The sequence below is a fragment of the Terriglobia bacterium genome (genome assembly GCA_020072845.1).
GTDB lineage: Bacteria > Acidobacteriota > Terriglobia > Terriglobales > Acidobacteriaceae > JAIQGF01.
In genome coordinates this window covers 108,233-134,356 of the sequence record JAIQGF010000007.1, presented here as the reverse complement: position 1 = coordinate 134,356, position 26,124 = coordinate 108,233, and the positions used below count along the sequence as shown (strand labels likewise).

At 61.9% G+C, this 26,124-nt stretch carries 26 protein-coding genes; 8 read left to right on the top strand and 18 right to left on the bottom strand.

Features of this window, described 5'->3' with window-relative positions; translation table 11 throughout:
- The first annotated feature begins 7 nt into the window (after window positions 1–7).
- On the top strand, window positions 8–715 hold the full coding sequence (locus LAN70_07035) for an ABC transporter ATP-binding protein (GenBank protein MBZ5510909.1): 708 nt from the start codon (window positions 8–10) through the stop codon (window positions 713–715).
- Between the two features lie 41 nt (window positions 716–756).
- Here the strand turns inward: LAN70_07035 and LAN70_07030 are convergent, their stop codons facing one another.
- The 5 genes from LAN70_07030 to LAN70_07010 form a co-directional block, all read right to left on the bottom strand.
- The gene (locus tag LAN70_07030; protein ID MBZ5510908.1) at window positions 757–2,349 is read right to left on the bottom strand and encodes a S41 family peptidase; all 1,593 of its coding nucleotides are present in this window, start codon (window positions 2,347–2,349) and stop codon (window positions 757–759) included.
- 434 nt (window positions 2,350–2,783) lie between these two features.
- Window positions 2,784–3,953: an ABC transporter permease gene (locus LAN70_07025; protein ID MBZ5510907.1), complete on the bottom strand. Its 1,170-nt coding sequence runs from the start codon at window positions 3,951–3,953 to the stop codon at window positions 2,784–2,786.
- Between the two features lie 3 nt (window positions 3,954–3,956).
- Window positions 3,957–5,099, bottom strand: a complete 1,143-nt coding sequence (locus LAN70_07020) for an FtsX-like permease family protein (GenBank protein MBZ5510906.1) — start codon at window positions 5,097–5,099, stop codon at window positions 3,957–3,959.
- 1 nt (window position 5,100) lies between these two features.
- On the bottom strand, window positions 5,101–5,838 hold the full coding sequence (locus tag LAN70_07015; GenBank protein ID MBZ5510905.1) for an ABC transporter ATP-binding protein: 738 nt from the start codon (window positions 5,836–5,838) through the stop codon (window positions 5,101–5,103).
- Between the two features lie 84 nt (window positions 5,839–5,922).
- Entirely contained in the window at window positions 5,923–7,155 is a 1,233-nt protein-coding gene (locus LAN70_07010) for an efflux RND transporter periplasmic adaptor subunit (protein MBZ5510904.1), read from the bottom strand.
- Window positions 7,156–7,333: 178 nt separating this feature from the next.
- On the opposite strand from LAN70_07010, the gene LAN70_07005 reads away from it, so the two are divergent.
- Both LAN70_07005 and galT read left to right on the top strand, forming a co-directional pair.
- Window positions 7,334–7,786 (top strand): YraN family protein, encoded by a 453-nt coding sequence (locus LAN70_07005; GenBank protein MBZ5510903.1) that lies wholly within the window; start codon window positions 7,334–7,336, stop codon window positions 7,784–7,786.
- A gap of 36 nt (window positions 7,787–7,822) precedes the next feature.
- Window positions 7,823–8,881, top strand: coding sequence for a galactose-1-phosphate uridylyltransferase (gene galT / locus LAN70_07000; GenBank protein MBZ5510902.1), 1,059 nt, complete (start codon window positions 7,823–7,825; stop codon window positions 8,879–8,881).
- A gap of 249 nt (window positions 8,882–9,130) precedes the next feature.
- On the opposite strand, the gene LAN70_06995 is transcribed toward galT, so the two are convergent.
- The 9 genes from LAN70_06995 to LAN70_06955 form a co-directional block, all read right to left on the bottom strand.
- Window positions 9,131–11,170: an FG-GAP-like repeat-containing protein gene (locus tag LAN70_06995; protein MBZ5510901.1), complete on the bottom strand. Its 2,040-nt coding sequence runs from the start codon at window positions 11,168–11,170 to the stop codon at window positions 9,131–9,133.
- A gap of 635 nt (window positions 11,171–11,805) precedes the next feature.
- Window positions 11,806–12,027: a Fe-S cluster assembly protein IscX gene (gene iscX / locus LAN70_06990; protein MBZ5510900.1), complete on the bottom strand. Its 222-nt coding sequence runs from the start codon at window positions 12,025–12,027 to the stop codon at window positions 11,806–11,808.
- A 130-nt stretch (window positions 12,028–12,157) separates the two neighbouring features.
- Window positions 12,158–12,577 carry a 2Fe-2S iron-sulfur cluster binding domain-containing protein gene (locus tag LAN70_06985; protein MBZ5510899.1) on the bottom strand — a complete coding sequence of 140 codons (420 nt, stop codon included), beginning with the start codon at window positions 12,575–12,577 and terminating at the stop codon, window positions 12,158–12,160.
- 12 nt (window positions 12,578–12,589) lie between these two features.
- Window positions 12,590–14,503 (bottom strand): Fe-S protein assembly chaperone HscA, encoded by a 1,914-nt coding sequence (gene hscA / locus LAN70_06980; protein ID MBZ5510898.1) that lies wholly within the window; start codon window positions 14,501–14,503, stop codon window positions 12,590–12,592.
- Between the two features lie 89 nt (window positions 14,504–14,592).
- Window positions 14,593–15,312 (bottom strand): Fe-S protein assembly co-chaperone HscB, encoded by a 720-nt coding sequence (gene hscB / locus LAN70_06975; GenBank protein ID MBZ5510897.1) that lies wholly within the window; start codon window positions 15,310–15,312, stop codon window positions 14,593–14,595.
- Between the two features lie 125 nt (window positions 15,313–15,437).
- Entirely contained in the window at window positions 15,438–15,881 is a 444-nt protein-coding gene (locus LAN70_06970) for an iron-sulfur cluster assembly accessory protein (GenBank protein MBZ5510896.1), read from the bottom strand.
- Between the two features lie 100 nt (window positions 15,882–15,981).
- Window positions 15,982–16,413 carry a Fe-S cluster assembly scaffold IscU gene (iscU, locus tag LAN70_06965; protein MBZ5510895.1) on the bottom strand — a complete coding sequence of 144 codons (432 nt, stop codon included), beginning with the start codon at window positions 16,411–16,413 and terminating at the stop codon, window positions 15,982–15,984.
- Between the two features lie 105 nt (window positions 16,414–16,518).
- Complete coding sequence (locus tag LAN70_06960; protein MBZ5510894.1) at window positions 16,519–17,775, bottom strand: IscS subfamily cysteine desulfurase; 1,257 nt, start codon at window positions 17,773–17,775, stop codon at window positions 16,519–16,521.
- 23 nt (window positions 17,776–17,798) lie between these two features.
- On the bottom strand, window positions 17,799–18,239 hold the full coding sequence (locus tag LAN70_06955; GenBank protein ID MBZ5510893.1) for an SUF system Fe-S cluster assembly regulator: 441 nt from the start codon (window positions 18,237–18,239) through the stop codon (window positions 17,799–17,801).
- 508 nt (window positions 18,240–18,747) lie between these two features.
- Here LAN70_06955 and LAN70_06950 point away from each other — a divergent pair.
- The 4 genes from LAN70_06950 to LAN70_06935 all read left to right on the top strand — a co-directional run bounded on the left by LAN70_06950 (window position 18,748) and on the right by LAN70_06935 (window position 20,687).
- Window positions 18,748–18,897, top strand: a complete 150-nt coding sequence (locus tag LAN70_06950) for a hypothetical protein (protein MBZ5510892.1) — start codon at window positions 18,748–18,750, stop codon at window positions 18,895–18,897.
- A 105-nt stretch (window positions 18,898–19,002) separates the two neighbouring features.
- Window positions 19,003–19,494 carry a MarR family winged helix-turn-helix transcriptional regulator gene (locus tag LAN70_06945; protein ID MBZ5510891.1) on the top strand — a complete coding sequence of 164 codons (492 nt, stop codon included), beginning with the start codon at window positions 19,003–19,005 and terminating at the stop codon, window positions 19,492–19,494.
- The gene (gene arsM / locus LAN70_06940) at window positions 19,491–20,264 is read left to right on the top strand and encodes an arsenite methyltransferase (GenBank protein ID MBZ5510890.1); all 774 of its coding nucleotides are present in this window, start codon (window positions 19,491–19,493) and stop codon (window positions 20,262–20,264) included. The genes LAN70_06945 and arsM overlap by 4 nt, the downstream gene beginning before the upstream one ends.
- A gap of 102 nt (window positions 20,265–20,366) precedes the next feature.
- Window positions 20,367–20,687, top strand: a complete 321-nt coding sequence (locus tag LAN70_06935; protein ID MBZ5510889.1) for a PilZ domain-containing protein — start codon at window positions 20,367–20,369, stop codon at window positions 20,685–20,687.
- 71 nt (window positions 20,688–20,758) lie between these two features.
- Here LAN70_06935 and cysS read toward each other — a convergent pair whose 3' ends face one another.
- The 4 genes from cysS to LAN70_06915 all read right to left on the bottom strand — a co-directional run bounded on the left by cysS (window position 20,759) and on the right by LAN70_06915 (window position 24,805).
- The gene (gene cysS / locus LAN70_06930; GenBank protein ID MBZ5510888.1) at window positions 20,759–22,243 is read right to left on the bottom strand and encodes a cysteine--tRNA ligase; all 1,485 of its coding nucleotides are present in this window, start codon (window positions 22,241–22,243) and stop codon (window positions 20,759–20,761) included.
- Between the two features lie 122 nt (window positions 22,244–22,365).
- A complete protein-coding gene (gene pgsA, locus LAN70_06925) occupies window positions 22,366–22,950 on the bottom strand; it encodes a CDP-diacylglycerol--glycerol-3-phosphate 3-phosphatidyltransferase (protein MBZ5510887.1) in 585 nt (194 codons plus the stop codon).
- A complete protein-coding gene (locus LAN70_06920) occupies window positions 22,951–23,301 on the bottom strand; it encodes a hypothetical protein (GenBank protein MBZ5510886.1) in 351 nt (116 codons plus the stop codon).
- A gap of 121 nt (window positions 23,302–23,422) precedes the next feature.
- Window positions 23,423–24,805, bottom strand: a complete 1,383-nt coding sequence (locus LAN70_06915; GenBank protein ID MBZ5510885.1) for an IgA Peptidase M64 — start codon at window positions 24,803–24,805, stop codon at window positions 23,423–23,425.
- A gap of 247 nt (window positions 24,806–25,052) precedes the next feature.
- On the opposite strand from LAN70_06915, the gene LAN70_06910 reads away from it, so the two are divergent.
- Window positions 25,053–25,973, top strand: a complete 921-nt coding sequence (locus LAN70_06910; protein MBZ5510884.1) for an MBL fold metallo-hydrolase — start codon at window positions 25,053–25,055, stop codon at window positions 25,971–25,973.
- Window positions 25,974–26,124 lie beyond the last annotated feature (151 nt).

Genomic DNA, 26,124 nt, shown 5'->3' with positions numbered 1-26,124 from the left:
TACTCCGCTGCTGGAGTTGACGGAGGTTGAAGCCGCGTACGGCGATTTCCAGGCGTTGTTCAACATCACTTTGACCGTGAACCGCGGCGAGATCGTGACCCTGATTGGCGCCAACGGCGCGGGAAAAACCACGACCTTGCGCGTGATCAGCGGCCTGCTGCGCGCGACCAAGGGTGCCGTCAGCTTCGAAGGGCAGAATATCGCCAAGACGCCGGCGCACGAAATCGTAGCGCGCGGCATCAGCCACGTACCCGAGGGCCGGCAACTGTTTCCCTACATGACGGTGGAAGAGCACCTCGCGCTTGGCGCCTACATCCAGCGCACGCGCCCCAGAATTCCGCTGTTGATGGAAGAGCAGTTCACGATGTTTCCGGTTCTGAAGGAGCGCCGCAAACAAATGGCGGGAACCTTGTCGGGCGGTGAGCAGCAGATGGTGGCCATCGCGCGCGGGCTGATGTCGGAACCGAAGCTGCTCCTGCTCGACGAACCCTCTCTCGGACTGGCGCCCAAGCTGGTGGAGGAGGTTTTCCAGAAAATCCGCCAAATCGGGGAAAAGGGCGTCACCGTCATGGTCGTGGAACAGAACGTCGTCGACGGCCTGAGCGTCTCCAAGCGCGGCTACGTGGTCGAAAATGGCGCGGTCATTCTGCAAGGGTCGGCGGAGGAATTGTTAAACAACGAGCAGGTCCGCGCCGCCTATCTGGGACTGTACTAACGCCTCTCCTCTGAAAAGTGGCCAAAAAGCTGCGTTACCCGCTATTGTCTGCCCGCGTCGCCGCCGGTTGAGCGGGCAGCGATGACGCGCCGCGCGTTCTCGGTCAGTTGTTTTGCCTGCGGTAAAAGCTCGAGTGCCTTGGCCACTTCGGGGTCCGCCTCCGCTCTGGCTTGCAGGCCGGCGTCGAGGCCAAATGCTTCGGTAAACAACTCGCCTTTGACGTTCGACTTCACCCAATCCAGGTTCTGCTGCAGGTCGGCCTCGGTCCACGGCACTTTATTGGCGTTGAGGAATTCCCGGAATTGCTGCAGCACCTGATCATCGACGGTGAAGCTGCGCGAGATCGGACGGCTGCTCAGGTAACGCTTGGCAAAATCGAAGAACACGTAGTGGATCTGCATCTCAGTCTGGAATGCGTTCGGCTTCGGCTCGGCGAACTTCACGTCCGGCGTGATGCCATCGCCCCCGTACACGGTACGCCCGCTATCGGTGGCTTTGGCCTCGCGCCCGGCGGTGTTGTCCTGGCTCCCCGCGCCGTAGTAGTAGTCGTAGAGTGACATGCCGGTATATTTTCGCTGGATCAGGCGGCCGCTCGGTGTGTAGTACCTCGCCGTGGTCAGCGCCAGACCTGTGTGGTCGGACAGCGGGTACACCGTTTGCACCAGCCCCTTGCCGAATGTGTTTTCACCCAGCACCAGCCCGCGGTCGTGGTCCTGGATCGCGCCCGATACGATTTCCGCCGCTGAAGCCGTGCCGCGGTTGACCAGCACGACAATCGGGTAGTTCTTGCCGGCGTTGCCGTTCTTGGCGCGATACACGATTTCCGGCGACGACCGCCCGCGCTGCGACACCACCACCGCGCCCTTGGGCAGGAACTTGTCCGCCACCGCCACCGCTTCCTTCAGCAAACCGCCCGGGTCCTGTCGCAGGTCGAGAATCAACCCATTCAGGTTCCCGAACTCCGCCAGTGCCATGTCGAGTTCGTGTTCGGTGGTTTCGATGAAGGAACTGATGTGCAGATAACCGATCCCCGGCCGCACCTGGAAATGCACATCCACGCTGTGCCGTGGAATTTCGTCGCGCGTCAGCGTGAACTCCAGCGGCTTCGGCGCGCCTTCGCGCAGGATGCTGATGTGCACCTGCGATCCCCGCGGGCCCTTCACCAGGTCGGCAACTTCGCCCGTGGTCATGTTGTCGGTGGGCTTCCCGTCCACCGCCATGATGACGTCGCCGGCGCGAATTCCTGCTTTGTACGCGGGTGCGCCAACAAACGGCGAGATCACTACGATCCTGTTGCCGCGCGGGCCGATCTCCATGCCAACGCCGAAGTAGTTGCCCCGTTGCTCTTCATTGAGCTGCGCGAACGCCTTGGGGTCGAAGAACGTCGAATGCGGGTCCAGCGCGCGCAGCATGCCCGGGATCGCCCCGTCATAGATTGCCTTGTCGGGCTTGACCGGCTCGGCGTAATTCTGTTCTACCACGTCGTACACCTGCGTGAAGTGGCGCAGGTTTTGCTGCATGTCGGCGTCCTCGTTCTGCGCCGTTTGTACACGCTGCCCGAAAACCATGCCCAGCAATCCGGACGCAATGAGAATTACGATGAGGGCCACGGAGGATCGGTTTGAATTTGGCATAGAGGTGAATTCGCCTGCGCGTAAGAACGCAGTCCTGGTGTATAAGATGCGCAACCCGCGCCCGCGACTGCCCTACCTGGGCCGGAACGGAGCTTTTTTCCGTTCCGGGGATTACCCCGGCTCCCGCCTTGTTCGGGCCGATTTCCCAACTTGAATACTCATCACCCTTGATTGTGACCCGCATCACACCGTGATTGGCTCCCACGGGCTCACACTGTGGCCAGGTTTGCCGGACCGGGTGGGGTTTTCATAGCGGTTCCCTTTCATAGGCCGATCATCCCCGCCCTCCGGCACTTGTTGTTTTTAGCCCTGGTTCCTCACTGCCGCCTTGCCTATTCGTCCCTGGTCAACGTCTTTCCGCACAACTGCCGGACGCCGCGTGACGCCTGCGCAACCGTGCTACAAACCTCGGAGATTCGTCGGGGACCCGTTCTTCAGAGTTCCCGCAGGGCGACGGCGACGCGGGCGCGGGCAGCGCGGACAGCCGGTGGCACACCGCCGACGATGCCCATCAGCAGCGCAAATACAACGCCTCCGGCGAGCAGCGCGGGCGTAACCCGAAACGCAAACGCCAGGTGCGAGAAGGTCTGCCAGTTCATGGTGCCGGTGGTGAGCCCGTTGAGCGGCAGGATCGCAAGGCAGCCGAGCACGCCGCCAATGAACGCGATGCACAGGGCTTCGAAAACAAAGGATGAGACCACGCTGCCCGCGCCGAAACCCAGGGCGCGCATGGTGGCGATTTCCCGGGTGCGCTCGGCGACCGCCGAGTACATGGTATTGAGCGCGCCAAACACCGCGCCGATCCCCATGACAATGCCCACCATGGTCCCGAGCACGAGGATGAGATTAGTGATCGCCCGCGATTGCTTATCGTAGTACTCGATCTCGCGGTCCGCCTGGACGGAGAGGCGCGGGTCGGAGGTGAGCGCGTCCTTGAAGGCCTTGAACGCGTCCGGTGAGGTGAGGCGCACAGTCAGCGAGGAGAAGTTCGCCGGAGGGCGCTTGTAAACGTCCTTCACGACATTGGCGTCGGCCCAGATCTCTGAGTCGAAGGCGCTGCCGCCGGCGTTAAACACGCCTACCACCGTCCAGCTGCCGCCGCCAAACTTCACCGTGTTTCCGAGTTCAAGTCCAGCGTACGTGCCGGCGACGTAGCGGCCGACTACCAGCTCGTTGAGGCCGGGCTCGAACATGCGCCCGGAAACAATCTTGACGTTGTCGCGGACCTGCAAGGCCTTCGGGGAGACGCCGCGCACCTGAACGTTGGCGTCGGTCCCGGTCGACTTCAGAGGAAATGCGGCGACAACTACAGTTTCCGGGCTGACCAGCGGGCCGGAGGCGCCGCGCTCCACGCCGCCCGCCTCTTCGATGATCTTGACGTGGTCCACCGAGACAGCGCTGTCCATCTCCGACGTGGCGCCCGCACGGCGCACCACGGCGTTGCGCGGCGAGCCGGAGGAAACCAGGGTGGATTTAAATCCCTTGGCTAAAGACAACATGGCGACGAACACGCCAACCGTGCCCGCAATGCCGAGTACGGCAACCACGGTGGACGTCCAGCGCACGCGCAAGCTGCGGAGGTTGTAGGTCAGAGGGATCGCCATGGTTCACACGCTCCGCAAAGCGTCCACGACCCTGAGCCGCATGGCCGAGAGTGCGGGCAGAATTCCACCGAGGATGCCGACCAGCAGCGCGAGGGCGATGCCGGCGACCGCCGCGCCGGGCGCCAAATAGAAGAAGGGCAGCATGCCCCGGGTAGGGTCGCCGTTCAGGGTAAGAAGTTTCGCGAGCAGAATGCCGATGCCGCCGCCTACCAATGCCAGCAGCAACGATTCTGCCAATATCATGCCGAGGACAAATTTGTCGGAGTATCCCACCGCCTTGAGCACCGCCAGTTCGCGGACGCGGTCGCGCACCGCAATCGCCATGGTGTTGCCGGTGACCAGCAGGAGGGTGAAGAAGACCACGCCTCCGATGCTGAGCATCAGGAACTCGATATTGCCTGCCTGCTTCACAAACGATGCGGCAAAGGCCTTCTCGGTATCCGTTTTCGTCTCCCAGGGCGAGTTGGCGAAACTTTCGTCAATCGCCTTGGCGATCCTCACTGCGTGGTCGGGATTGTCAATGCGCACCGTGTACCAGCCGACCAGCCCATGCCAGTACTGGTTTTGCCGTTCCTCCAGAAGCTTGTAGTGAAACCAGAATTGGGTGGTGTCGTCGGCCTGGCGGCTGCCATGATAAATGCCGCGAATGTTGAATTCCCATGTCCCGGGGAAAATCGTGCCTTTGATGGGTACGCGGTCGCCGACCTTCCAGTGAAAACGTTTCACCAAGTCCTCGCCCGCGATGACGCCTTCGCGGTCGGCGAGGAAGGCTTTCCATTGCTCGTCCGGCATGACGAACTCGGGGAACATGGCGCGATAGGTTTCGGTGTCAATGGCGAACTGCGGGAAGAAGTTGCGCTCGTCCTGGTAAACGCCGCCGAACCAGTTGGCGTGCGTGACGGCCTTCACCCCCGGGATCTGGAGAAGGCGCTCCTTGTAGGAGATGGGCAACGGCTGAATGAGCGAAACTTTGTTAATGATGACGAGCCGGTTGGCGCCTGCCACGTCCAACCCCTGATTGAAAGCGCCGCGCACCACTGCCAGCAGTCCAAACAGGAATAGCGCCACCGCGAAAGAGCCGATGGTTAGCGTGGTGTGGATCTTCTTCCGCGACAAGTTGGAGAAGAGGAGATGGCGGTATTTCATTTCACTGTCTCTCCCCAGTCAATTTCTCCGCCCAGACCTTTTCCTCCAGCACGCCCTTGTTAAGGTGCAGCACCACCTGGGAGCGCTCGGCCGCGGCCGGATCGTGGGTGACCAGCAGCACGGTTTTCTTGTGCTCGCTGACCAGCCGGGTGAGCAGGTCCATGATCTCGTCGGCGCTCTTGCGGTCGAGATCGCCGGTGGGCTCGTCGCAGAGGAGGAACGTGGGGTCGGCAACGATGGCGCGCGCGATGGCGACACGCTGCTCCTGGCCGCCCGATAATTGCCGCGGAAAATGATGCATGCGGTCAGCCAGCCCAACCACCTGGAGCACGGTTTCCACGTGCTGTCGCCGTTCCGCCTTGGAGAGCCTGGTCAAGAGCAGCGGCAGTTCCACGTTTTGGAACGCGGTCAGCACGGGAATGAGGTTGTACATCTGAAAGATGAAGCCGACGTGACGGGCCCGCCAGCTGGTCAGCTTGCCCGCAGACATGCGGGTGATCTCGTCACCGGCGACGGTGATGCTGCCGGCCGAAGGCAGGTCGAGCCCGCCCAGCAGGTTGAGCAGCGTCGTCTTGCCCGAGCCGCTGGGACCCATGAAGGCGACAAAATCGCCGGCGTCCACGTCGAGGTTCAGGCCCTGCAGCACGTGGATTTCCTCGCTGCCGCGCTGATATTTCTTGTCCAGCCCGCGTACCCGGACCAGGCTGGTGCCGTCGCCGCGACCGTCAACCCTGACCATGGAATCTCCTGAACGGCCAAGTGGTCGGTGGTCAGGGGCCAGTCTTTAGGTTTCGCTGACCACTGGCCACTGAGCACTGGCCACTTACTTTCTTATCCCCACCCTGCTGCCATCCTTCAGCCCCTCAGCCCCGCCGACTACAACCTGATCGCCGTCCGAAACGCCGGCCAGTACGACCTGGTCCTCACCCCGCGTGCCGCCCGCGCGGATGGCACGGTGTTCCACGCGGCCATCCTTGTAGATGAAAACCGCCTGCTGCCCGCCTTCGTCGCGTACTGCGGACTTGGGAACGACCACTTGCTTGGCCGCAGTCTGCTTGCCCGCGGGCTCGTCACTCAGAAACGCGACTTTCACTCCCATGTCGGGCAGAATGCGCGGATCGAGCTTATCAAAAGAAATGCGCACCTTCACCGTCGCCTTCTGGCGGTCGGCGGTGGGAATCACCGTGCGGACCTTACAGGGTATTTTCCAGTCGGGATAGGCGTCGAGCGTGGCGGTGACCGGCTGGCCGGGTATAACCCGGGCGATGTAGGACTCGTTGACGTCCACCTCGATCTCATTGGAGTCCATATCCACAACCGTGGCGATGCCGGTACGCGTGAAGCCACCTCCGGCGGAGATCGGCGACACCATTTCTCCGACCTGCGCGTCCTTGGAGACCACGATGCCGTTGTAGGGCGAGCGCACGGTGCAGTTGTCCAAGTCCTGCTGCGCGACCTTGATGCGGGCGTCGGCGGCGCGGATTTGCTCCTTGGCCAGCGCGATCTTGGCGCGATAGCTGTCCGCGGTGGTGCGGGCCAGATCGAGTGCCTGCGGGCTGGCGACGCCCCCCTTTTCCAGCGCTTCGGTGCGGCGTAACTCGCGGTCTGCGTTGGCCAGGTTAACCTCAAGATCGCGCAGCGCGGCGGAAGTGGCGTCGCGATCGGCGATGGCCGAATTGAGGCGCACGCGGGCGTCGGAGTCGTCCAGCAGCGCCAGCACCTGACCCTGCTGTACCCGCATGCCTTCCTCGGCGTTCATGACGGTGACACGCGCGGTGATCTTGGCGGCAACCGTGGCGCGCCGCCGCGGCGTCACGTAGCCGCTCGCATTCAAAAGCGCCACCCGGTCGTTGTCCCCGGCAGTGCGCGCGACCGCAACTTCCACCAGGGGAGTCTGGCGCTGCAGCACGATAACAAGGGCTGACACCAGGAGAACCGCACCCAGTACTGCCGCGAACCAGGGCAGGAATTTGCGCCGGCCGCCGCTGCCGCGGGCGCGGTCGTCAATCTTGAGCGGAGACAGATCCGGAAGGGTTGACCCTGGGCGCGGGGCCATACAGCACGCCTCCTCTCGCGGCGCGGTCCGACACCCGAAATTACACGGGGCGCTGCAATCTTGCAACCGCCACAGCCTGCATCGCCGGCCGATGGCAGCTTGGAAATCCCGTTCAGGGAACGCCGGCAGTGCGTCCGTCACAGACTGGCTCCGCGTTGTTTGCTAGTCTTGCGGTGGCATGAACGGCAAAGTCGTCGAAAAGCTCGCGCATGCGCTGGACCGTGCGGCGGGTGCGGTGGGCCGCGAAAATCCCGACCGCCTTCCCGAACACCTGCTGACCGGGCGGCGCGGCGAGGACGATGCCTACTTCTATCTGCGACGGCTTGGCTATGTGATGGTGGCGCGCAACTGGCGTTCGCCGCGGCATCGGGGCGAGTTGGACTTGGTGGGCTGGGATGGCGACGTGCTCTGCTTCATCGAAGTCAAGACCCGCACCACGCGCGACGTTAAGCCCGCCGAAGCGGCGGTGGACGACGAAAAACGCAGCGATCTTGGTGCAGTGGCGCGCGATTTTCGCCGCCGCCTGCCGGGCGAGCCAGCCCTGCGTTTTGACGTGCTTACGGTGTATTACGACACCGAGGATAACTCTCCGGATATCACCCTATTCAAAAATGCCTTCCCAATGCCGTAGAATCGTAGGTAGCGCATTACCGGGGGAGAGTCCTCTTTGCCTGAACTAAGAAAAGATCCGATTGTAGGCCGCTGGGTCATCATTTCCACCGACCGCGCCAAGCGTCCCACTGACTTCGCCCGGGAGCAGAACAAGCTCAAGGGCGGATTTTGCCCGTTCTGCTACGGCAACGAAAGCAAGACGCCGCCGGAGATTTTGGCCTACCGTCCGAGTCCGAACGGCGGCCCTACGCCGCCCAAGGACTCGCCGGGATGGACCGTGCGCGTGGTGCCGAACAAGTTTCCGGCGCTGGGCATCGAGGGCAACCTCAACCGCCGCGCCGAGGGAATGTTCGACCGCATGAACGGCATCGGCGCGCATGAGGTGATTATCGAGACGCCGGACCACGCGGCCAGCTTGGCCACGATGAAGGACCGGCGGGTCGAGGACTCGCTGTGGGCGTTCCGCGACCGCATCCTCGACCTCAAGCAGGACAAGCGGTTCAAGTACATCCTGATCTTCAAGAACCACGGCGAGGCGGCCGGCGCGTCTCTGGAGCACCCGCACTCGCAGTTGATCGCGCTGCCGATTCTTCCCAAGCAGGTGGTCGAAGAGCTGGAAGGCGCCAAGCAGTACTACATCTACAAGGAACGGTGCGTGTTCTGCGACGTCATCCGCCAGGAACTGGAGAACGGAATCCGCATAGTGGGCGAAAACGAGCAGTTCGTCACCATGGCCCCTTATGCGCCGCGGTTTCCGTTTGAAACCTGGATCCTGCCCAAGCGGCATGAGTCGGCGTATGAGAATTCCTCATCGGCGATGTTTGAGCACCTGGCGCGGGCGCTCAAGAGCCTGCTCGCCAAGGCGTACAACGTCCTGGACAATCCGGCGTACAACCTGGTGATCCATACCTCGCCGGTGCAGGACCCGTTTAACGAGCACTATCACTGGCACATCGAATTCATGCCCAAGTTGACCAAGACGGCGGGATTCGAGTGGGGCACGGGGTTTTATATCAATCCGACGCCACCGGAGGAAGCCGCCAAGTTCCTGCGCGAGGCCAGCGTGGAGACGCAGGCGCCCGTTCCTGGGCCGGCGGCACCGGCAACGAAATAAACTTTCCGCAAATTGAAAGACGCCCACAAATCTGACCGTGGGCGTCTTTGATTTGGCTGACGATCACGCCGCTCTCTCACCCTGATGCACGCCGTCATGCCCGCGCTTCGCCTGGGACGCAGCACGCCCGAAGCCCGCAAGAAGGGACGCGTGCAAGTCGGCGCCGATGCCGACCTTGTAATCCTCGACCCAGAAAGCTTCCGCGACCAATCCACCTTCGAAGCCTGCTGTACCCAGCATCGGCGTGCGCTATCTCTTGGTAAACGGAATCTTTGTAGCTCCCGGCCGCGCTCTCGTCGGCACCGTATAGTGCACCGCCGGCGAGGTGCTGGCCAGAAAGTTCGTGTCTCCGGCGTACACCGCCGTCAGGGAGTATCTGCCCGCCGCCAGACGTGACGTGCGCAGCGTCGCCACCCCGGAGGACAGTGTCCCCGTCCCCAGCGTCGTCGCCCCGTTTATGAAGGTAATTGTCTCGCCACCCGTGGTGAAGTTGCCCACCGCAGAGGGACTCAGCTTCGCCTTCAACGTTACCTTCTGCCCGATATCACTGCTCGAAGCCGGAGAGGCACTCAGTATCATGCTAGTGGTTATCCGTGATCGCCGCTGGAGCTGCCCACGGGTCGTCGGGGTCAGGGTTGAAATCAGGGATATCGTCCCGGACTCGCTGGCGGCAAAATTGGCGTCACCCGGATAGACGGCCTTGACCAAGTGCTCCTCGCCCGAGCCCGGGACCGAGATGCCGGAGATCGTGGCCGTCGCGGTCTGGGTGATGTTGTTCAACAGCACGCTCACCGTATCCGAAATGATATTCGCCACCGCCAAGTCTGGGATGCCGTCGCCGTTGAAGTCTCCCGCCGCGATCCCAATTGGAGTGCTCCCCGCCGCGTAGGCGACTGGCGGCTGGAACGTGCCATCGCCGTTCCCCAGCAACAGGTTCACCGTGTCGGAAATTATGTTCGTTACCGCCAGGTCCGGGTTGCCGTCGCCATTGAAGTCGCCCACGGCAACGAAGTATGGCTGGCTGCCCGTCGCGTAGGTGACCTGCGTCCCAAACGTCCCATCCCCGTTCCCCAGCAGCACGCTCACCGTTTCGGAAGTGAAATTCACTACCGCCAAGTCGGAGAGGCCGTCACCATTGAAGTCTCCCACGGCGATGGAGTATGGATTGGTGCCGGTCGGGTAGGTGACTTGCGTCTGAAACGTGCCATCCCCGTTCCCCAGCAGCACACTGACTGAGTTGGCGCCGAAATTCGCCACCACCAGGTCGAAGAGGCCGTCCCCGTTGAAGTCTCCCACGGCAACGGAATATGCTTTATCGCGGGTCGCATAGGTAGCCTGCGCCAGGAATGTGCCGTCGCCGTTCCCCAGCAGCACACTCACCGTGTTGTCAAGGTTATTCGCCACCGCCAAGTCCGGCTTACCGTCCCCATTGAAGTCTGCCACGGCAACCCACTGAGGAGTGGAGCCGGTCGCGTAAGCGACCTGCGCTTGGAAGGTACCGTCGCCGTTCCCCAGCAGCACGCTCACCGTGCTGGAATTGGTATTCGCAACTGCCAGGTCCAGCTTGCCGTCGCCGTTGAAGTCTCCCACCGCTAGCGAACACGGACTCGTATCCGTCGCATAACTCACCTGCGCCTGGAAGGTGCCGTCGCTGTTCCCCAGCAGCACGCTCACCGTGTTGTCGGACCAGTTCGCCACCGCCAGGTCCAATATTCCGTCGCCGTTGAAGTCTCCCACCGCAACCGGAAATGGCATAGCGCCGGTCGCGTACGCGGCGGGCGACGCAAAGGCTTCCGCCAGCGTGGCCGCCCCCAGCGCCGCCGACCCCAGCGTGGAACTGGCGGTCGTGTCCACAAACTCCACGCTTCCGGTCGGCGACAGAGCCCGGCTACCCGTGCCAACTACCGTCCCGGTTAGCGTGTAGTTGCCTGGCACGCCCGACGCTGAAATTGTTGTCGTCGTGGCATACGTCCCGCTCACCGTCAGGGTCTGCGTTGACGACGTGCTGGGCAGGTCCGTCGTCGTCCCCTTGAACACGGCCTTGTAAGTGTGGCTCCCGATGCCAGGCCGAAACTTGATCACCGCCGTGCCCGACGGTGTCAACTGCGCTGTGCCAAGCATCGCCCCGTTTAAGCAGAAGGCCGCCGCCGCATCGCAGAATGTCACCAACCCCGTCGTGACCGGAGATCCATTCGACACTGCGGCGGTAAAGGTCACCACCGTTCCCGCGGTCACCGAATTCGATGACAGCGTCAGCGTCGTGTTGGTCAGATTCGCGGCGTGGAGCATGGGCGCACCTATGTCACAACACACCGCCAGGATCGCGGCCACGCACACCCATCGCGAAAAGAAAGTACAGAAAGAAGAGCCAGCATCGGGCACGGAGGGCCGGCTTGTGCTCAGAGTACGCGATTCCATAAATTCTCCCTTCGGCGGCCGTAATGCGAATGAATCGGTCGGCGTTTCGTCCATGTCCCCTTGTACGCCCGCTGCGCCGCGCGCCCCAAGCGGTTGGTGCGCTATCTCATGGTCTCTAAATTCGTTTTGGTGCTGGTGCCGAAATGGATGCAGTCGCGAGGCGCTGCTTGCCAGGGATTGAGTCCCGCCCCAACTCGAAAATCTCGTGCCGTTAGCAGCCGCGACGGGCGTGCGCATACAGCGCCAACGATGTAACCGAGGAACTCTCTGGCGTTGTGCGGGGTTTTACATCAATCCGACGCCACCGGAGGATGCTGCCAAGTTCCTGCGCGAGGCCAGCGTGGAGACGCAGCCGCCCGTTCCTGGGCCGGCGGCACCGGCGACGAAACAAGAGTCTTCAGTCGGAAGTCTTCAGTCGTCAGGAAGAACGAAGCAGCTGAAAGTTGACACGGCAAAATTGAAGACGCCCACAGTCGGACTGTGGGCGTCTTTGCTTTGGCTGACGATCACGCGGCGTGGCGGTCTTCGTACTCCTCGTTCCAGGCCATTTGGATGGCTTCCAGCTTGCCTTCCGTGGACTTCTTGGGGTCGTCCACAAAGGTGGGCAGCTCGGTAATCATGCGGTGAAGATCGGTGAAGCGCACCTCAAGCGGGTTGATGTCGGGGTAGGTATCCGCCAGCAGCAGGCCGATGTCTTCGGTGTCGTCCCAGTGAAGGTCAGTGGGCATAGCGCTCCATTTGGTAATTTCGTAAATTCGTAATTTGGTAATTTGAAAACCAATCACGCGATCGGCGACTCGCGCCAGGGCACAAGTGAAGCAATTACCAAATTACTAAATCACCAAATTACTAAATTTCTCAGTGGTCCCCGCCCTCGGAGACGTAGTTGCGGTTCCACTCCGGCACGTTGACCACGATCTCGCCCGGCTTGGTGATGACACACTGGCAGCCCAGGCGGGAGTTGAGTTGCAGGTCGGCGGCCATGTCGAGGCGGTCGGCCTCGTCGTCGTCCATCTCGCTGAGCAGATCGGCGCCCTTGATCACCTGCACGTGGCAGGTGGTGCAGGCGCAGTTGCCGCCGCAGGCGTGGTCGAGAAACACGTGGTGGTTCAGCGCCACGTCGAGCAGCGATTCCGGCTTGCCGTGGTCCTTGTAGGGCATCTTGCCCAACTCGAATTCCACCGTCTTGCCTTCCGGCAAGAACGTCACCTTGACGGTGTTCGCGCCCGGTGCGTCCACGGTTGCCGCTCCAGTTCCTTGGGTGTTCTCTTCAGCCATAAATCCTCAATGTCAGTCTCCGCTCTTGATCTCCGCGGGCGCGATGGGATGCGGCGACTCCGGGCCTTCGCCCAAGTCCGCTTCGTCCATGGTCTTGCCCTTCAGCGCGGAGGAAACCGCCGAATCCATCATCAGTTCTGCCAGACGCATGGTGCCCTGGTTCAGCGCGTCAATGGCGGAGCGCATGGCGTGGTGGTCGTCCTGGCCCATCACCGCGCGCAGCGCCTTCTCCTGCCTGGCAATCTGCTTGCGCTCATCCGACGTGAGCTGGTTCCACGCCGGGCCGGCCTTGCCCTTCTCCAGTGCGGTCAGGATGGTGTTGGCCTCGTTGCGCGCCTCGATCACCTGGCGCTGGCGGAAATCTTCCTCCGCGTAGTCGAACGACTCCAGGATCATGTTCTCGACCTGGTCGTCGGTCAGGCCATAGCTGGGCTGCACGGAAATTTCCGCTTCCTTGCCGCTGCGCTGCTCGCGCGCGGAGACGTGCAGGATGCCGTTGGCGTCAATCAGGAATCGCACCTCGATGCGCGGCAGGCCCGCCGGCATGGGCGGAATGCCCTTCAGGTCGAAACGAGCCAGCGAGCGGTTGTCCCTGGCCAATTCGCGCTCGCCCTGCAAGACATGGATGGCAACGTTGGTTTGCCCCTCCACGCCGGTGGTGAAGTGCTCGGTGGCCGAGGCCGGAATGGTCGAATTGCGATGGATGATCTTTGCCACCACGCCGCCCAGCGCCTCGATGCCCAGCGACAGCGGCGTGACGTCCAGCAGCAGCATGTCCTGGGTGGCTTCCGAGCCGCCACCGAGAATGTTGGCTTGCACGGCGGCGCCGAGCGCGACCACCTCGTCCGGGTTCAACTCCGAATGCGGCTCGCGCCGGAACAGCTCTTTGACAATGGTGTGCACGCGCGGAATGCGCGTCGAACCGCCCACCAGCGCGACCTCGTCGATCTGCTGCGGCGCGAAGCCGGCGTCCTTCATCGCCTGCTTGACCGGGCCGACGGTGCGCTGCAGAACCGGTTCCATCAGGGCCTCGAATTGCTCGCGCGTAATCTCGCGCTGATACTTCCTGCCCTCGGGGAGGTCGATCTCGATCGTCGTTTTGTGGCTGGACGAGAGCGCGATCTTGGCGTCGATCACCGCCTTGCGCACCGCCTGCACGACTTCGGCGTTGCGCCGGTAGTCCAAACCCATGTCGCCGCGGATGTCGTCGAGCGCGATGGTGATCAGCAGATTGTCGATGTCGTCGCCGCCGAGGTGCGTGTCGCCGGCGGTCGAGATCACTTCGAAAATGCCGTCGTGGAGGCGCAGGATGGAGATGTCGAACGTGCCGCCGCCGAGGTCGTACACCGCGACCACCCCGTTGTGCTGCTTGTCGAGCCCGTAGGCCAGCGCGGCCGCGGTCGGCTCATTCACCAGGCGCAGAACTTCCAGGCCGGCAATGCGGCCGGCGTCCTTCGTCGCCTGGCGCTGCGCATCATTGAAGTACGCTGGGACGGTGATGACCGCCTTCTTCACCGGCGCGCCGAAATAGCGTTCGGCGTTGCGCTTGAGCTGGCGCAGGATGAACGCGGAGATTTCCGGCGGTGTGTAATCCTTATCGGCCAGCTTGATGCGCAACACTTCGCCGGGCTGAAGGTCTTCGGCGACCCGGAACGGAAACAGCTTCAACTCGTCCTGGATGTCCTCCACCCCGCGGCCCATGAGCCTTTTGATGGAATACACCGCGCGCTCCGGGGTCTCGATGAGGTACTTGCGTGCGGCATTGCCGACAATAATCTGGCCCTTGGGGTCGAGCGCCACCAGCGAAGGGACGAGGTTCGACCCGTCCTCGCCGGGGATGACCTGGGGCTTGCCCTCGGGCCCCAGGAAGGCCACCAGCGAGTTCGTGGTTCCGAGATCGATTCCTACAACGCGTTCTTCAGGCATGAGTCAAAAACTTTGACCGCGGATTTACACGGATGAACACGGATCCATTTTTCTTTCTCTTATCCGTGTGAATCCGCGGTGATCCGTGGTTAATCTTCTAAAACCTCGTTCACGTCCCGCACCAGGTTCCGGATATAGCTGCGCCGGTTCAGCAGCCCGACCATCTTGTCGAGGACCGGCTTGCGCTGCGCGTCATTGGAACTGGCGTCTTCCGGCAGCGCGTCCCACTCGTTCCAGTAGCCATGCAGCTCGTCCATGAGCGCATCGTGCTTGGCCTGGAGGTCGTTGCGCGTGCCTTCCACCTCGCGCAGCAACTCGGGATCGCGCTCGCCCATCTTCTTGTTCATGCGGGCTTCTTCGAGCTGCATGTTCAATTCGAAAACTTCTTCCAGCAGCTCCGGCGGGATCACCTGCTTCTTCTCTTCGCCGGTCTGCCGGGCCTTGTCGGTCGCCGCCTTCGACTGCTCCTCCCACTGCACGCCTTGCAGCTTCAGCAAGTACTGGGTGCGCGTGATGGGGTCGCGCAGCGTGCGATAGGCGTCGTTCAGCTGCGAACTCTTTTCCAGGCTCCAACTCTGTTCCTGCCCCGAGGCGCGCGCGTAGAGGTCGGGATGCAGCTGCCGGCTGAGCTTGTAATAATCGTGCTCCAGCGCCGCCGTATCCAGATTCAGCTTCCGCGGCAAGCCAAAAAATGTGAAGTAATCCGCGGGTAACGCAGGTTGCAGCTTGCCGCAGGACTGGCAAAAGTGCGCCACGCGCATGTCGCCGCACGACCAGCAGGAGTGCGTGACCGTGCCTTCGTCGAACATCTGCAGCGCGGATTCGGGTTTGTTCGTGGTGCTCATAAATCGGCTATCAGCAATTAGCGATTAGCAATTAGCCATCTGTGCCGTGCCGCAGCTAATTGCTAATCGCTAATGGCTAATCGCTGCTGTTAGCTGAACGACGTGCCGCAGCCGCAGGACTTGCTCGCGTTCGGATTCACGAACACGAAGCTCTGCTGCATCAGCGTTTCCTGGTAGTCCAGGGTCATGCCGTGCAGATAGATGAACGACTTGGGATCCACGAAGACGCGCACCTCGCCGAACTGGAAGATGCGGTCGCGCTCGCGCGGCTGCGTGTCGAAGCGGATGTTGTAAGTCAGGCCGGAGCAGCCGCCGCCCTGCACCCCCAGGCGCAAGCCGCCCTGCTCGGGCGAGATGCCTTCCTTCGCCATTGCCGCCTTGATCTTCACCAATGCGCGCTCGGTGACCTGAATGCCGCGCGCCGGCGCCGCCGACGCAGGCTTCTCCGCTGGCGCCGCCTGCTGCCCTGCGCCGTTTGGCGATACCGTTATCGCGGCCGCCTGCTCTGCCGGCTTGTCGGTCATAGTTGCCATGATAGTGCCATCGGGTGATCGGATGATCTGGTGATCTGGTGATCGAGAACTTTTTCCCGAAATGATCACCCGATCACCGGATCACCCGATCGCCAGATTCCTAGTCTCCCGCCTTGGCCATGGGCGCGTGCGTTTCTGAGTGCACCGCCACGCCGTTCTTTTTCTTCCAGTCGCCGATAGCGGCGCGAATGGCGTCCTCGGCCAGTACCGAGCAGTGAATCTTCACCGGCGGCAACGAAAGCTCACGCACGATGTCCGTGTTCTTGATCGTCAGCGCCTCGTCCACGGTTTTGCCCTTCACCCACTCGGTCGCCAGCGAAGACGATGCGATCGCCGATCCGCAGCCGAAAGTCTTGAACTTGGCGTCCTCGATGACCCGGGTCTCGGGGTTGACCTGGATTTGCAGCTTCATGACGTCGCCGCACTCGGGCGCGCCAACCAAACCCGTCCCCACCTTCTGGCTGCTCTTGTCCATCGAGCCAACATTGCGCGGGTTGGTGTAGTGGTCCAGTACCTTGTCGCTGTATGCCATTGTTTAATCTTCTCCTAAACTTTGAGAACTCGTGATCAGGTCGCTCGGTCTAGCGGTCATTCGGTCAGCAAACGACCGATAGACTGATGGACCGACAGACCAGCATTAACCTTCTGCAGCCCAAGACACGGTCTTCAGATCGATGCCTTCCTTCGCCATCTCGTAGAGCGGCGAGAGCTCACGCAACCGTCGCACAACTTCGATGAGCCGATCCGCCACGTAGTCCACCTCGGCCTCCGTGTTGAAGCGGCCGATGCCGAACCGGATCGAGCTGTGGGCCAGGTCGTCGCCCGTCCCCAGGGCCTTCAATACATACGATGGTTCCAGCGTCGCCGAGGTGCAGGCCGAACCGCTCGACACCGCGATGTCGTTGATGCCCATCAGCAACGACTCGCCTTCCACGTAGGCGAAGCTGATGTTGAGATTGTTGGGCAGGCGGTGCTCCATCGAACCGTTGATGTACACCTCGTCCAAGCCGCCCATGAGCTTGTCCTTGAGCCGGTCGCGCAGACCTGAGAGACGCTTGCTCTCCTGCGGCATCTCTTCGTGGCAGATGGCGCAGGCCTTGCCCAGACCGACGATTCCGGGAACGTTGAGCGTGCCGCTGCGCATCCCGCGCTCGTGGCCGCCGCCATCAATGATCGGCGATACCTGCACGCGCGGGTTCTTGCGGCGCACGTACAGCGCGCCGACCCCCTTGGGGCCGTACATTTTGTGCGCCGAGATGGACATCAGATCAATGCTCATCTTCTGCACGTCAATGGGAATTTTGCCGACGGCCTGGGTGGCATCGCTGTGGAACAGCACGCCGCGCTCGTGACACAGCTTGCCGATTTCCGCGATCGGCTGCAGCACGCCAATCTCATTGTTGGCGGCCATCAGCGTCACCAGGATCGTTTTCTCGTCCATGGCTCGCTTCAGGTCGTCCAGGTCAACCAGTCCGTCCTTCAACACCGGCATGTAGGTGACCCGGAAACCATACTTCTCCAGGCGCTTGCAGGAGTCCAACACCGCCTTGTGCTCGGTGACCGCGGTGATGATGTGGTTGCCCTTCTCGCGGTACATCTCGGCCACGCCTTTGATCGCCAGATTGTCGCTTTCGGTGGCGCCGGAGGTGAAAATGATTTCCTTGGTCGTCGCTCCCACCAGCTTGGCAATGCGCTCGCGCGCCTGTTCTACCGCTTCCTCGGCCACCCAGCCGAACACGTGGTTACGGCTGGCCGAATTCCCGAACTTATCGGTGAAGTAGGGCAGCATCTCTTCCAAAACCCGCGGATCCACCGGCGTGGTGGCGTGGTTGTCCATATAAATGGGCAGCTTTACCCCGTTGTGCCCAGTTGTCGTCTGCTGTTCAACGCTCATCGGAGTCTCCATGATTGCTTGGTTCAACTCAACGTCACTAATTCTTCCGGCAGCACGCTCGCAGTCGGTTCACCCATGTCGCCGATATTGATTTTGCTCAAAACCTCTTCAATACTCTGGCTGACCCTGCGCAGCGGCTCGCGGACCGTGCACCGGCTGGTATGGCCGCACTCGCCGCGCGTGGTCACGCACGACGTCAGGAACAGCGGTCCCTCGATCGCCTTGATGACTTCGAGAGCGGAAATCGTGCGCGCATCCCGCGCCAGCAGGTAGCCGCCGTTGGTACCTTGGTGCGAAGTCAGCAACCTGGCCTTGACCAGCTTTTGCAGGATCTTGGCCAGCAGTTCGGGTGGAATGCCGTGCGCCTCAGCGATGTCCTTGGCGCTGCACGAGGCCGCGGCGTTCTCCGCCAAATAGCGCATGGCGATCAGACCGTAATCGGCTTTCTTGGTCAGCTTCAGCACGCGCTCGCCACTCCTGACATTTCCGACCTAATTGGTCGCATATGTATTTTAGATGCCGCAAGGGCCTGAAAGCAACACAAAACAGGGAATGGTGATATCCGGTATTGGAGCGTAACTCATTGCGGATTAAACGGTTAAAGATCGGCGATAAATTTGGTCGGATATCGTCCGGTGACGGCTACCGCCGGACCGCTGCCTGGACGTAGTCAGACAGTATTTTGTCGGTTTGCTCGTGCATGCCGCGGGGCTGTTGATTGGTTCTGGTGACGACCACGACCATGTCGAGATCAGGGAAAATGGCTATCTTGTTTCCGCCGTCCGCACGTCCCGGCGGACGATAACTTCCTCTAAGGTTACCAAAGGTGCCAGGGCAGCAACCGGAATCGCGAGTAGCTCTTGACAACGCTCCGGGGCGGGCTAAAATACCCGGCATTTCCGGTTGCTTACCGGATCTATGAACTCGAACCAGCCGCTACCACCCGCCAAACCTCCCCTGCCGAGCATAAGCATGGATAAGTGCGAACATCCGCGTGTGCGGATCGTGGCCCGCGAAGAGGACTCGGAATTTGTCGAGTGCCTCGAATGCGGTGACATCTTCGAATCCAGTGAGTTTAAGGACATGGCAATCGAAGAGCGATCCACCGGCACGGACGCCTAGAGGACCCCTCCCGCAAGTCGCGCCCTGCATGACCGCAGCCGCGGTGTGGCCGCCGGCAAATAAATTGCTTGACTCATGCAAATACTTGGGTGTAGTCTTTCGCTCATGCGCAACACCCTCGACATCGACGCCTGGTGGAACCAGCTCGAACGGCTGGAGCGCGTCCTCATGTGCGTCGGGCCCGACGAAGTCTGCTGCGAGGGCATGACGCCGCGCCAGACCTCGATCCTGCGCACCCTCATCGCGCAGGAAGGAGCGCGCTTGTCTGATTTGGCCGCCGCATCGCGCATCTCGCCCAGCGCCATGACCCGCAACATTGAAAAGCTGGAGAAGCAGGGCATGGTGGAGCGCGTCCGCGGCCAGCAGGACGACGGCCGCGCTGCCATGGTGCGCATCACTGCCGCCGGACGCAAGGCGCGCCGCCGCATTGATCAGCTTATGCGCGAGCGCGCCCGCGCCGTCGCCGAAGCGTTTCCGGCAAACCGCCGCGCTGACGTGCTGCGGATGTTGCACGAATTTAATCACGCGTTGGAATCGAGCGGGTGTTGCGGTCTGCGCCCGGCCGCCCTGACGCAACTGAAAGGATCGTTGCCATGAAAATTCAGGATGCAGTGAAGGAACACTACGGCGCGGTGGCGCGTGGCGAGCAGTCCGCATGCGGCTGCGCCTCGACCTCTGACCTCGCCCACGCCATCGGCTACTCCGCCGAAGACCTCGCCCTGGCCGGCGCAGCCAACCTCGGCCTGGGCTGCGGCAATCCGCTGGCTCTTGCCGAGATTCGCGAGGGCATGACCGTGCTCGACCTGGGCAGCGGCGCCGGTTTCGACGCCTTTCTCGCGTGGCGGCGCGTCGGCCCGGCCGGCCGCGTCATCGGCGTAGACATGACCGACGACATGCTGGCCCAGGCGCGCGCCAATGCCGATAAGCTGGGCGCCGCCAATGTCGAGTTCCGCAAGGGCTTCATCGAGAAGCTGCCGCTGGAAGACGCGTCGGTGGACCTGGTGATCAGCAACTGCGTCATTAACCTGAGCGTGGACAAGCCGGCGGTTTTCCGCGAGATCGCGCGCGTGCTCAAGCCCGGCGGACGGATCGCGGTCGGCGACCTGGTGCTCCTGCAGGAACTGCCGAAAGACATCGCGAACAGCGTGAGCGCGTACGTCGGCTGCATCGCGGGCGCAAGCATGATGACCGACTATGTGCTGATGGCGCTCGATGCCGGCCTGACCGACCTTTCGATCCCGCAGATCGCGCACGGCAAGAAACTGGCCGACGCGGTGGCGCCCAGCGGCTGCTGCGGCAGCGATCCGATCGCCGAGGCCGCGGCCAATGCCGTTGCCTCGATCAAGCTCCACGGACGCAAGCCGTAAGAACCAGTTTCTAGCTTCTGGTTTCTAGTTCCCACTCGCTCTAGAAAACTCGAAACTAGAAACTGGAAACTGAGTTATGCTGCGCCGCACAGCGAGGGAGTTATGCCGGGAGTCAGAGCGTCGGAGCGATGGCCGATTCGGTGTGAGATTCACTGCCAGGCCGGCGATCAGGTTTTCCAGGCGGAGTCTTTTGATGTCAGCGAAGATGGCATGTCCTTCCTCACCGACGCACAGCTACCTGTCGACAGCGAGGCTATCCTGCATTACCGCCCGCACGCCGACGATCCACTGATTGTGGTCCGCGTCCTGGTGCGCTCGCAGGTCGGAAAGCGGGTGGGCGTGCAGTTCCTCGACCTCAAACACGAGCACCGCGAGCATTTGCGCCGCCACAAGGCACGCGTCGCGGCCGCCGGAAAAACGTAGCTGGTAGCTGGTAGTTCGTAGCTGGCGAGAAGCTCCGGCCCAACTACCAGCCACCAGCCACAAAACAGCGTTCATTTCCGCTTCCAGCGAACGCCGTCCTTTGTGTCTTCCAGAATGATTCCCGCCGAGGCCAGTTCGGTCCTGATCTCGTCCGCGCGCGCGAAATCGCGCGTTTTCTTTGCTGCCTGCCGCTGCGCGATCAGGTTGTCGATCTTGGCGTCACTCAGCTCCATGGATTTTGCGACTTCCACCGTTTCCTCGCTGGCCTCCTGGATGCGGCCTTCCTGCTTCGCCCACTGCAGCACCTGGCGCACTTTTTCCGCGTCATTGTCGGTCATGACGGCGAAGACTTCGTCAAACGATGCCAGCGCGCCCAGCAGGGGAGCGACATTCTCCTGCCGCAATTGCCCGGCATCGGCGGCCGAGTTCGCCTCGCGCACCATGTCGAACATCGCTCCCAGGGCCTCGGCGGTGTTCAGATCGTCGGCGAGCGCCGCCTTCATCTTCTCCACCGTTGTGTTCGCAAGCTCGGTGAGTTCCGGTTTGCTGCCGGCAGGGAACTGCGCCGTTTCCAGACGCAGCTTGAAATTCCGCAGCCGCTCCACTGCCTGCGCCGCCTGCTTCAGTCCGTCAAAGGTAAAGTTGAGCTGCTTGCGGTAGGGCACCGAGGTCAGCAGGAAGCGCAGCGACGACGGCTTGTGGCCCTTCAGAATCAGGTCGCGCAGGGTATAGAAGTTGCCCAGCGACTTCGACATCTTCTCGCCCTCGACCAGCAGAAAGCGAGCGTGGATCCAGAAGCGCGCGAACATCTTTCCCGTGAGCGACTCCGACTGCGCGATTTCGTTCTCGTGGTGCGGGAATATGAGGTCTTCGCCGCCCAAGTGGATGTCGAAGGTCTCGCCCAGATATTGCATGGACATGGTCGAGCACTCGATATGCCACCCAGGACGCCCCGGCCCGATTGGCGTCTCCCAGAACGCCTCGCCCGGCTTGGGCGCCTTCCACAAGGCGAAGTCGCGCGCATTATCCTTGTCGTACTCGTCCACGTCCACGCGCGCGCCCTCAATGATCCCTCCGAAATCTTTTTTCGACAGCTTGCCGTAGCTGGGGAAGGTAGCAATGCGGAAGTAGTAAGAGCCGTCGTCGGTGCGGTAGGCGTGCCCGGCGTCCACCAGCCCCTGGATGAACTCCGCCATTTCTTTGATATGGTCGGTGGCGCGCACCACGATCTCGGGCTTCTCGATGTTGAGAAAGCTCGAGTCCTCCAGGAACGCCTTCTCGTATTTCTTCGTGTACTCCTGGACGCTGACGCCCTGCTTGGCGGCGTTGCGGATGATCTTGTCATCCACATCGGTGATGTTCATCGCGTGCTTCAGCTTGAACCCGCTTTGCCGCAGAAAGCGTCGCAGCAGATCCACGAAGATAAAGGTCCGGAAGTTCCCGATGTGGCCGTAGTCGTAGACCGTCGGGCCGCAGGCGTACATGCGGACGAGGTTGTTCTCCAGGGGCTGGAAGTCCTCGACGCGGCCGGTCAGCGTGTTAAAAAAACGAGCCATAGTGACCCAGGCTTCAGGCTCCGGGCGGATGAGTCCACAGTGCTGACCATGAAACCTGAAGAAGTTCGATTGTAGGGGCTGCGCGAAAAACGGGTCAACCGTCGTCACAACTGCGTGAAATACTACTGCGCCGATGCCGCTGGACGGCCACTTTTTTCGTAAGCGCGGATCCGCTGGCCGATCTGGAACACGTAGTGCAGTCCCGAGATGAGCGTGAAGGCAAAGGTGGCGTAGAGGCCGACTTTGCGGCAGTAGTAGATCCACGCGGTGGAATCCACCTGGAACAGCAGCACGAAGAAAATGGTCACCACTTGCGCCCCGGTGTTGATCTTGCCGAAGATGCTCGGCCGGAAATCGCGGATTGAGGTGGTGGCGTACAGCACGGCGCAAGTGAGCAGGATGATTAGGTCGCGGCTGAACACCAGGACCGTGTACTTCCACGGAATCAGGTGAAGAATGGAGAGCACGAGAAACAGCGTGCTGATCAGCAGCTTATCCGCGATGGGATCGAGGTACTGGCCGAGCTTGGTCTGCTGGTGCAGGGTGCGCGCCAGCAGGCCGTCGAGGGCGTCACTGAGCCCGGCGATCACCAGCAGGATCAGCGCCCACCGGTGATTGTTGTCCACGATGTTGATGATGATGAATGGAATGAAGATCAGCCGCAGGAGCGTGAGCTGGTTGGGCGCGGTGAAAAGCTGGCGAAGCATCTAGGGCTGGCGCTCCGCGGAGAATTCGGATAGGCCGAGCACCTCGGCGAAATCGTGGCCGCTCTTGGACGCGAAGCGCTCCGTCAGCGAGGGAATGCTGCCGTTGCGCGTGTCCAATTCGATGCGCTCGACGCGGTGCATGGGAAAAAACACGGCGCCGGCGCCAACCGGTTCGCCCTCTCGCACCAGGCGGGCGAAGTCGTCGAATGAATTCAGGTCAATGCCGCGCACGCCGAGCCCCGCCGTGGTCAACTCGAGCACCACGCCCCAGAACTTTTCGCGCGGCGTGTTGAGCGTCACCAGCACGACGGCGCCCCGGGCAAAAATCGCGGCTGCGGCGGTTTCGGGCACGCTTCGATTGTCAACGCCCGCGAGCGCGAATGCAACAGAGTCTTCAGGCTTCAGGCCTGAAGACCGAAGACTGTCGACTGAAGACTAAAGCGCCTGAAGACCGAAGACTTCCGACGGAAGACTACGTATACAGGGCGATGATGCGCTCGATGGCGCGGCGGCAGACGGCGCAAAAGGCGTCGTGACGGGTGAACATGATGCAGTTCTCCTGTGGGCGGTAGTATCCCTTGGCCTCGTAATCGGCGCCTTCGAAGGCGCCGACTTTGCCGGAGTACTTGTCAGAGGCGAGCAGCTGGTCCTCGTGCTTCTTCTCCTCGGCGAAGAGGGCATCCATTTCGGATTCCGGGCGGTTCTGCTTGCGGATCTCACGGCGCCGCGCCTGGATTTCGCGCTCGTAGGCTTCGAACGAATCTTTATTCCAAGGCGTGGGTACGGGTGTCCCTGCCGACACCATGTCTTTCCACTTGAGCGCGGCGGGATCGAGCAGGGCGGTCACATTGGGTTCCCAGGGCTCGAATTTGCGCGCCGGCGGCAGGTAGGACACGTCGGAGGTGTAGTACTCGTCAGCCAGGCCGGCAAAGTGGTGGCCGAACTCGTGCACGAACACGTACGGCGACCAGAGGCTGTCGGCAGCGACGGTGCTGTAGAGGTTGAAGATGCCGCCGCCACCGTAGGTCGCGCCGTTGACCAGGATTTCGACAAATTCGTAGGGCGCGAAGGAGGCGATGTCGCGAAAGCGGCGGTTTTCAAAGGTCAGGACGTAACGCTCGGAGCCGAACGCGTCGTAGGTGGCGCCGGCTGGAGTCCGGTGGTGAATGCCGGTGGAGGGCCGCGAAATGCCAGATTCGGGCGAGGCCGGACAGAGCGCCCAAACGTTGAAGTCGGCGCGGTGTTCTTTGAACGGCGAGGTGGAGAAGAGGATCTCGGTCAGGCGGCGGGCGTCTTTTTCAAACTTGGGCAATTCGGCGGCGGTGTAGCCGTCGCCGAGGATGAGGAAATCAACTTTGTTGGCTGAATCGCCTGTTCTCTGCAACGTCATGAGCGGGCCGGGCGAGGGCGGGACCGAGGTGTCAATGAACCGATCTTTGGGATCGATGACCGTGGACCAGATTTCGCGGAAGGCATTGTTGGGGTCGCGCTTCATGAGCGTGACCTGAACGGGTGCGGCGGGAGCGGGGAAGCGCAGCGACTCGGAGAAGGTGCGGTTCATCTGCTTGGCTTCCTCGGTGCTCTCCCACTCGCCAAAAATGGAGGCAAAACCGCGCGAGTAAACCACGCGGTTGGTCGCCCGCTCGCGGACCTCAAAGAAGTACTTTCCCAGGTTGGTGTCGTCGATCGCTTTGCCCGGGTTGCCGGGCCAGGGCGCCGGCTCAATCACGATGCGATCAAGCGCGAACGTCTCCTGGCGGTCGTTGCCGGTATGGTAGTAGTCCACGCGCATGGTTTTGACGGCGGCGGCGGGAAGGGCCGCGAGCAGAAGGGCGGCGAGAATCAAGGATTTCATCGGCGCGATTGTACACAGGCTCAGGTGATGTCTGCACCCTCTCTCGCCAAGGAGGCCGCCTGCCCGTTGTCAGGCAGCCGGACCTGGCGCCAATCATTCTGCTTGCGTCGCGGTGCCAGGCCGGGCAATATAGGCTCAGTACTGGTTCGGCGGTCAATCCCCTTGGCCGTCTATCTTCCCTGTATTCCCAAGTGAGCAGGTTGTTTCGGGCACTGGCGCGAATGTCAGCGCAGGAGCAACATTCGAGATGCGAGTTCGATTTTGGGGCACGCGGGGGTCGATTGCGACCCCGGGACCAACCACGGTACGCTTCGGCGGGAACACGTCCTGCGTCGAGGTAGTCACCAAAGTGGGCCGGCGGTTCATCTTTGACTGCGGCACGGGCGCCCGACTGTTGGGGCTCCGCCTGATGGAGCGGGAGCACCCCCGCATCCGCGCCACCATGTTCCTGGGGCATACCCACTGGGATCACATCCAGGGATTTCCGTTCTTTAAGCCGGTGTTTCAGCCCGGCAATGAAATCCTGATCTGCGCCCCCTTCGGAATGACCGGCTCGCTGGCGCACGTGCTCTCCGGACAGATGGAAACGACTTATTTTCCAGTGGAACTGGACGAGCTGCCGGCGAAAATCCAGTTCCGTCACCTGGCCGAAGGTGTGTTCGACTTCCACGGCGTGCAGGTGAGGACGCAGGCGCTGCATCATCCGGCGGTAACACTGGCCTATCGACTGGAGAGCGATGGCGTGGCCGTGGCCTACATGACGGACCACGAACCCTTCAGCGAGGTGCTCTGGCGGCCGGGAGCGAAGCCGGGGAAGATCGAATCCATCCTGCACGACGGCGACCGCCGGCACGCGGAGTTCATGCGCGACGCTGACCTGGTCATCCACGACGCGCAATACACTCCGGAAGAGATGCCGGAAAAGAAGAACTGGGGGCACAGTACGTACGCGTACGCGGTGGAGCTGGCGGGCGCGGCCGGAGCGCGGCGGCTGGCGCTGACGCATCACGACCCGGCGCACTCCGACGCTAAACTGGTGGAAATCGAGAAGCGGGCCCGGAAACTGGCGGAATCTCGCAAGTACGACCTCGAAGTGTTCTGCGCTTACGAAGGGTGCGAAGTCGCTTTGAAACCCCGAAAGACCAAGTCAGCAAAATCAGGCAAGTGACGGTTCGCGCGCGGATAACGCTTTCCTAAACAGAGAACGGTGGGGCCGGAAGCGACTCGAGCCGCTTTGAAGCCGCGTTCTTGCTCCCGGGCTGGTCCGATTCCTGTGAGCTGCACCGGGGTTAACCACCATGGTACCTAACCTTTTCGTA

Excerpts from the sequence above, each read along its gene's own strand:
- LAN70_07030 (MBZ5510908.1), bottom strand. The coding sequence starts at position 2,349 with ATGCCAAATTCAAACCGATCCTCCGTGGCCCTCATCGTAATTCTCATT.
- LAN70_07025 (MBZ5510907.1), bottom strand. The coding sequence starts at position 3,953 with ATGGCGATCCCTCTGACCTACAACCTCCGCAGCTTGCGCGTGCGCTGG.
- LAN70_07020 (MBZ5510906.1), bottom strand. The coding sequence starts at position 5,099 with ATGAAATACCGCCATCTCCTCTTCTCCAACTTGTCGCGGAAGAAGATC.
- LAN70_07015 (MBZ5510905.1), bottom strand. The coding sequence starts at position 5,838 with ATGGTCAGGGTTGACGGTCGCGGCGACGGCACCAGCCTGGTCCGGGTA.
- LAN70_07010 (MBZ5510904.1), bottom strand. The coding sequence starts at position 7,155 with ATGGCCCCGCGCCCAGGGTCAACCCTTCCGGATCTGTCTCCGCTCAAG.
- LAN70_07005 (MBZ5510903.1), top strand. The coding sequence starts at position 7,334 with ATGAACGGCAAAGTCGTCGAAAAGCTCGCGCATGCGCTGGACCGTGCG.
- LAN70_06995 (MBZ5510901.1), bottom strand. The coding sequence starts at position 11,170 with ATGCTCCACGCCGCGAATCTGACCAACACGACGCTGACGCTGTCATCG.
- iscX (MBZ5510900.1), bottom strand. The coding sequence starts at position 12,027 with ATGCCCACTGACCTTCACTGGGACGACACCGAAGACATCGGCCTGCTG.
- LAN70_06985 (MBZ5510899.1), bottom strand. The coding sequence starts at position 12,577 with ATGGCTGAAGAGAACACCCAAGGAACTGGAGCGGCAACCGTGGACGCA.
- hscA (MBZ5510898.1), bottom strand. The coding sequence starts at position 14,503 with ATGCCTGAAGAACGCGTTGTAGGAATCGATCTCGGAACCACGAACTCG.
- hscB (MBZ5510897.1), bottom strand. The coding sequence starts at position 15,312 with ATGTTCGACGAAGGCACGGTCACGCACTCCTGCTGGTCGTGCGGCGAC.
- LAN70_06970 (MBZ5510896.1), bottom strand. The coding sequence starts at position 15,881 with ATGGCAACTATGACCGACAAGCCGGCAGAGCAGGCGGCCGCGATAACG.
- iscU (MBZ5510895.1), bottom strand. The coding sequence starts at position 16,413 with ATGGCATACAGCGACAAGGTACTGGACCACTACACCAACCCGCGCAAT.
- LAN70_06960 (MBZ5510894.1), bottom strand. The coding sequence starts at position 17,775 with ATGAGCGTTGAACAGCAGACGACAACTGGGCACAACGGGGTAAAGCTG.
- LAN70_06950 (MBZ5510892.1), top strand. The coding sequence starts at position 18,748 with ATGGATAAGTGCGAACATCCGCGTGTGCGGATCGTGGCCCGCGAAGAG.
- LAN70_06945 (MBZ5510891.1), top strand. The coding sequence starts at position 19,003 with ATGCGCAACACCCTCGACATCGACGCCTGGTGGAACCAGCTCGAACGG.
- arsM (MBZ5510890.1), top strand. The coding sequence starts at position 19,491 with ATGAAAATTCAGGATGCAGTGAAGGAACACTACGGCGCGGTGGCGCGT.
- LAN70_06935 (MBZ5510889.1), top strand. The coding sequence starts at position 20,367 with ATGCCGGGAGTCAGAGCGTCGGAGCGATGGCCGATTCGGTGTGAGATT.
- cysS (MBZ5510888.1), bottom strand. The coding sequence starts at position 22,243 with ATGGCTCGTTTTTTTAACACGCTGACCGGCCGCGTCGAGGACTTCCAG.
- pgsA (MBZ5510887.1), bottom strand. The coding sequence starts at position 22,950 with ATGCTTCGCCAGCTTTTCACCGCGCCCAACCAGCTCACGCTCCTGCGG.
- LAN70_06915 (MBZ5510885.1), bottom strand. The coding sequence starts at position 24,805 with ATGAAATCCTTGATTCTCGCCGCCCTTCTGCTCGCGGCCCTTCCCGCC.
- LAN70_06910 (MBZ5510884.1), top strand. The coding sequence starts at position 25,053 with ATGCGAGTTCGATTTTGGGGCACGCGGGGGTCGATTGCGACCCCGGGA.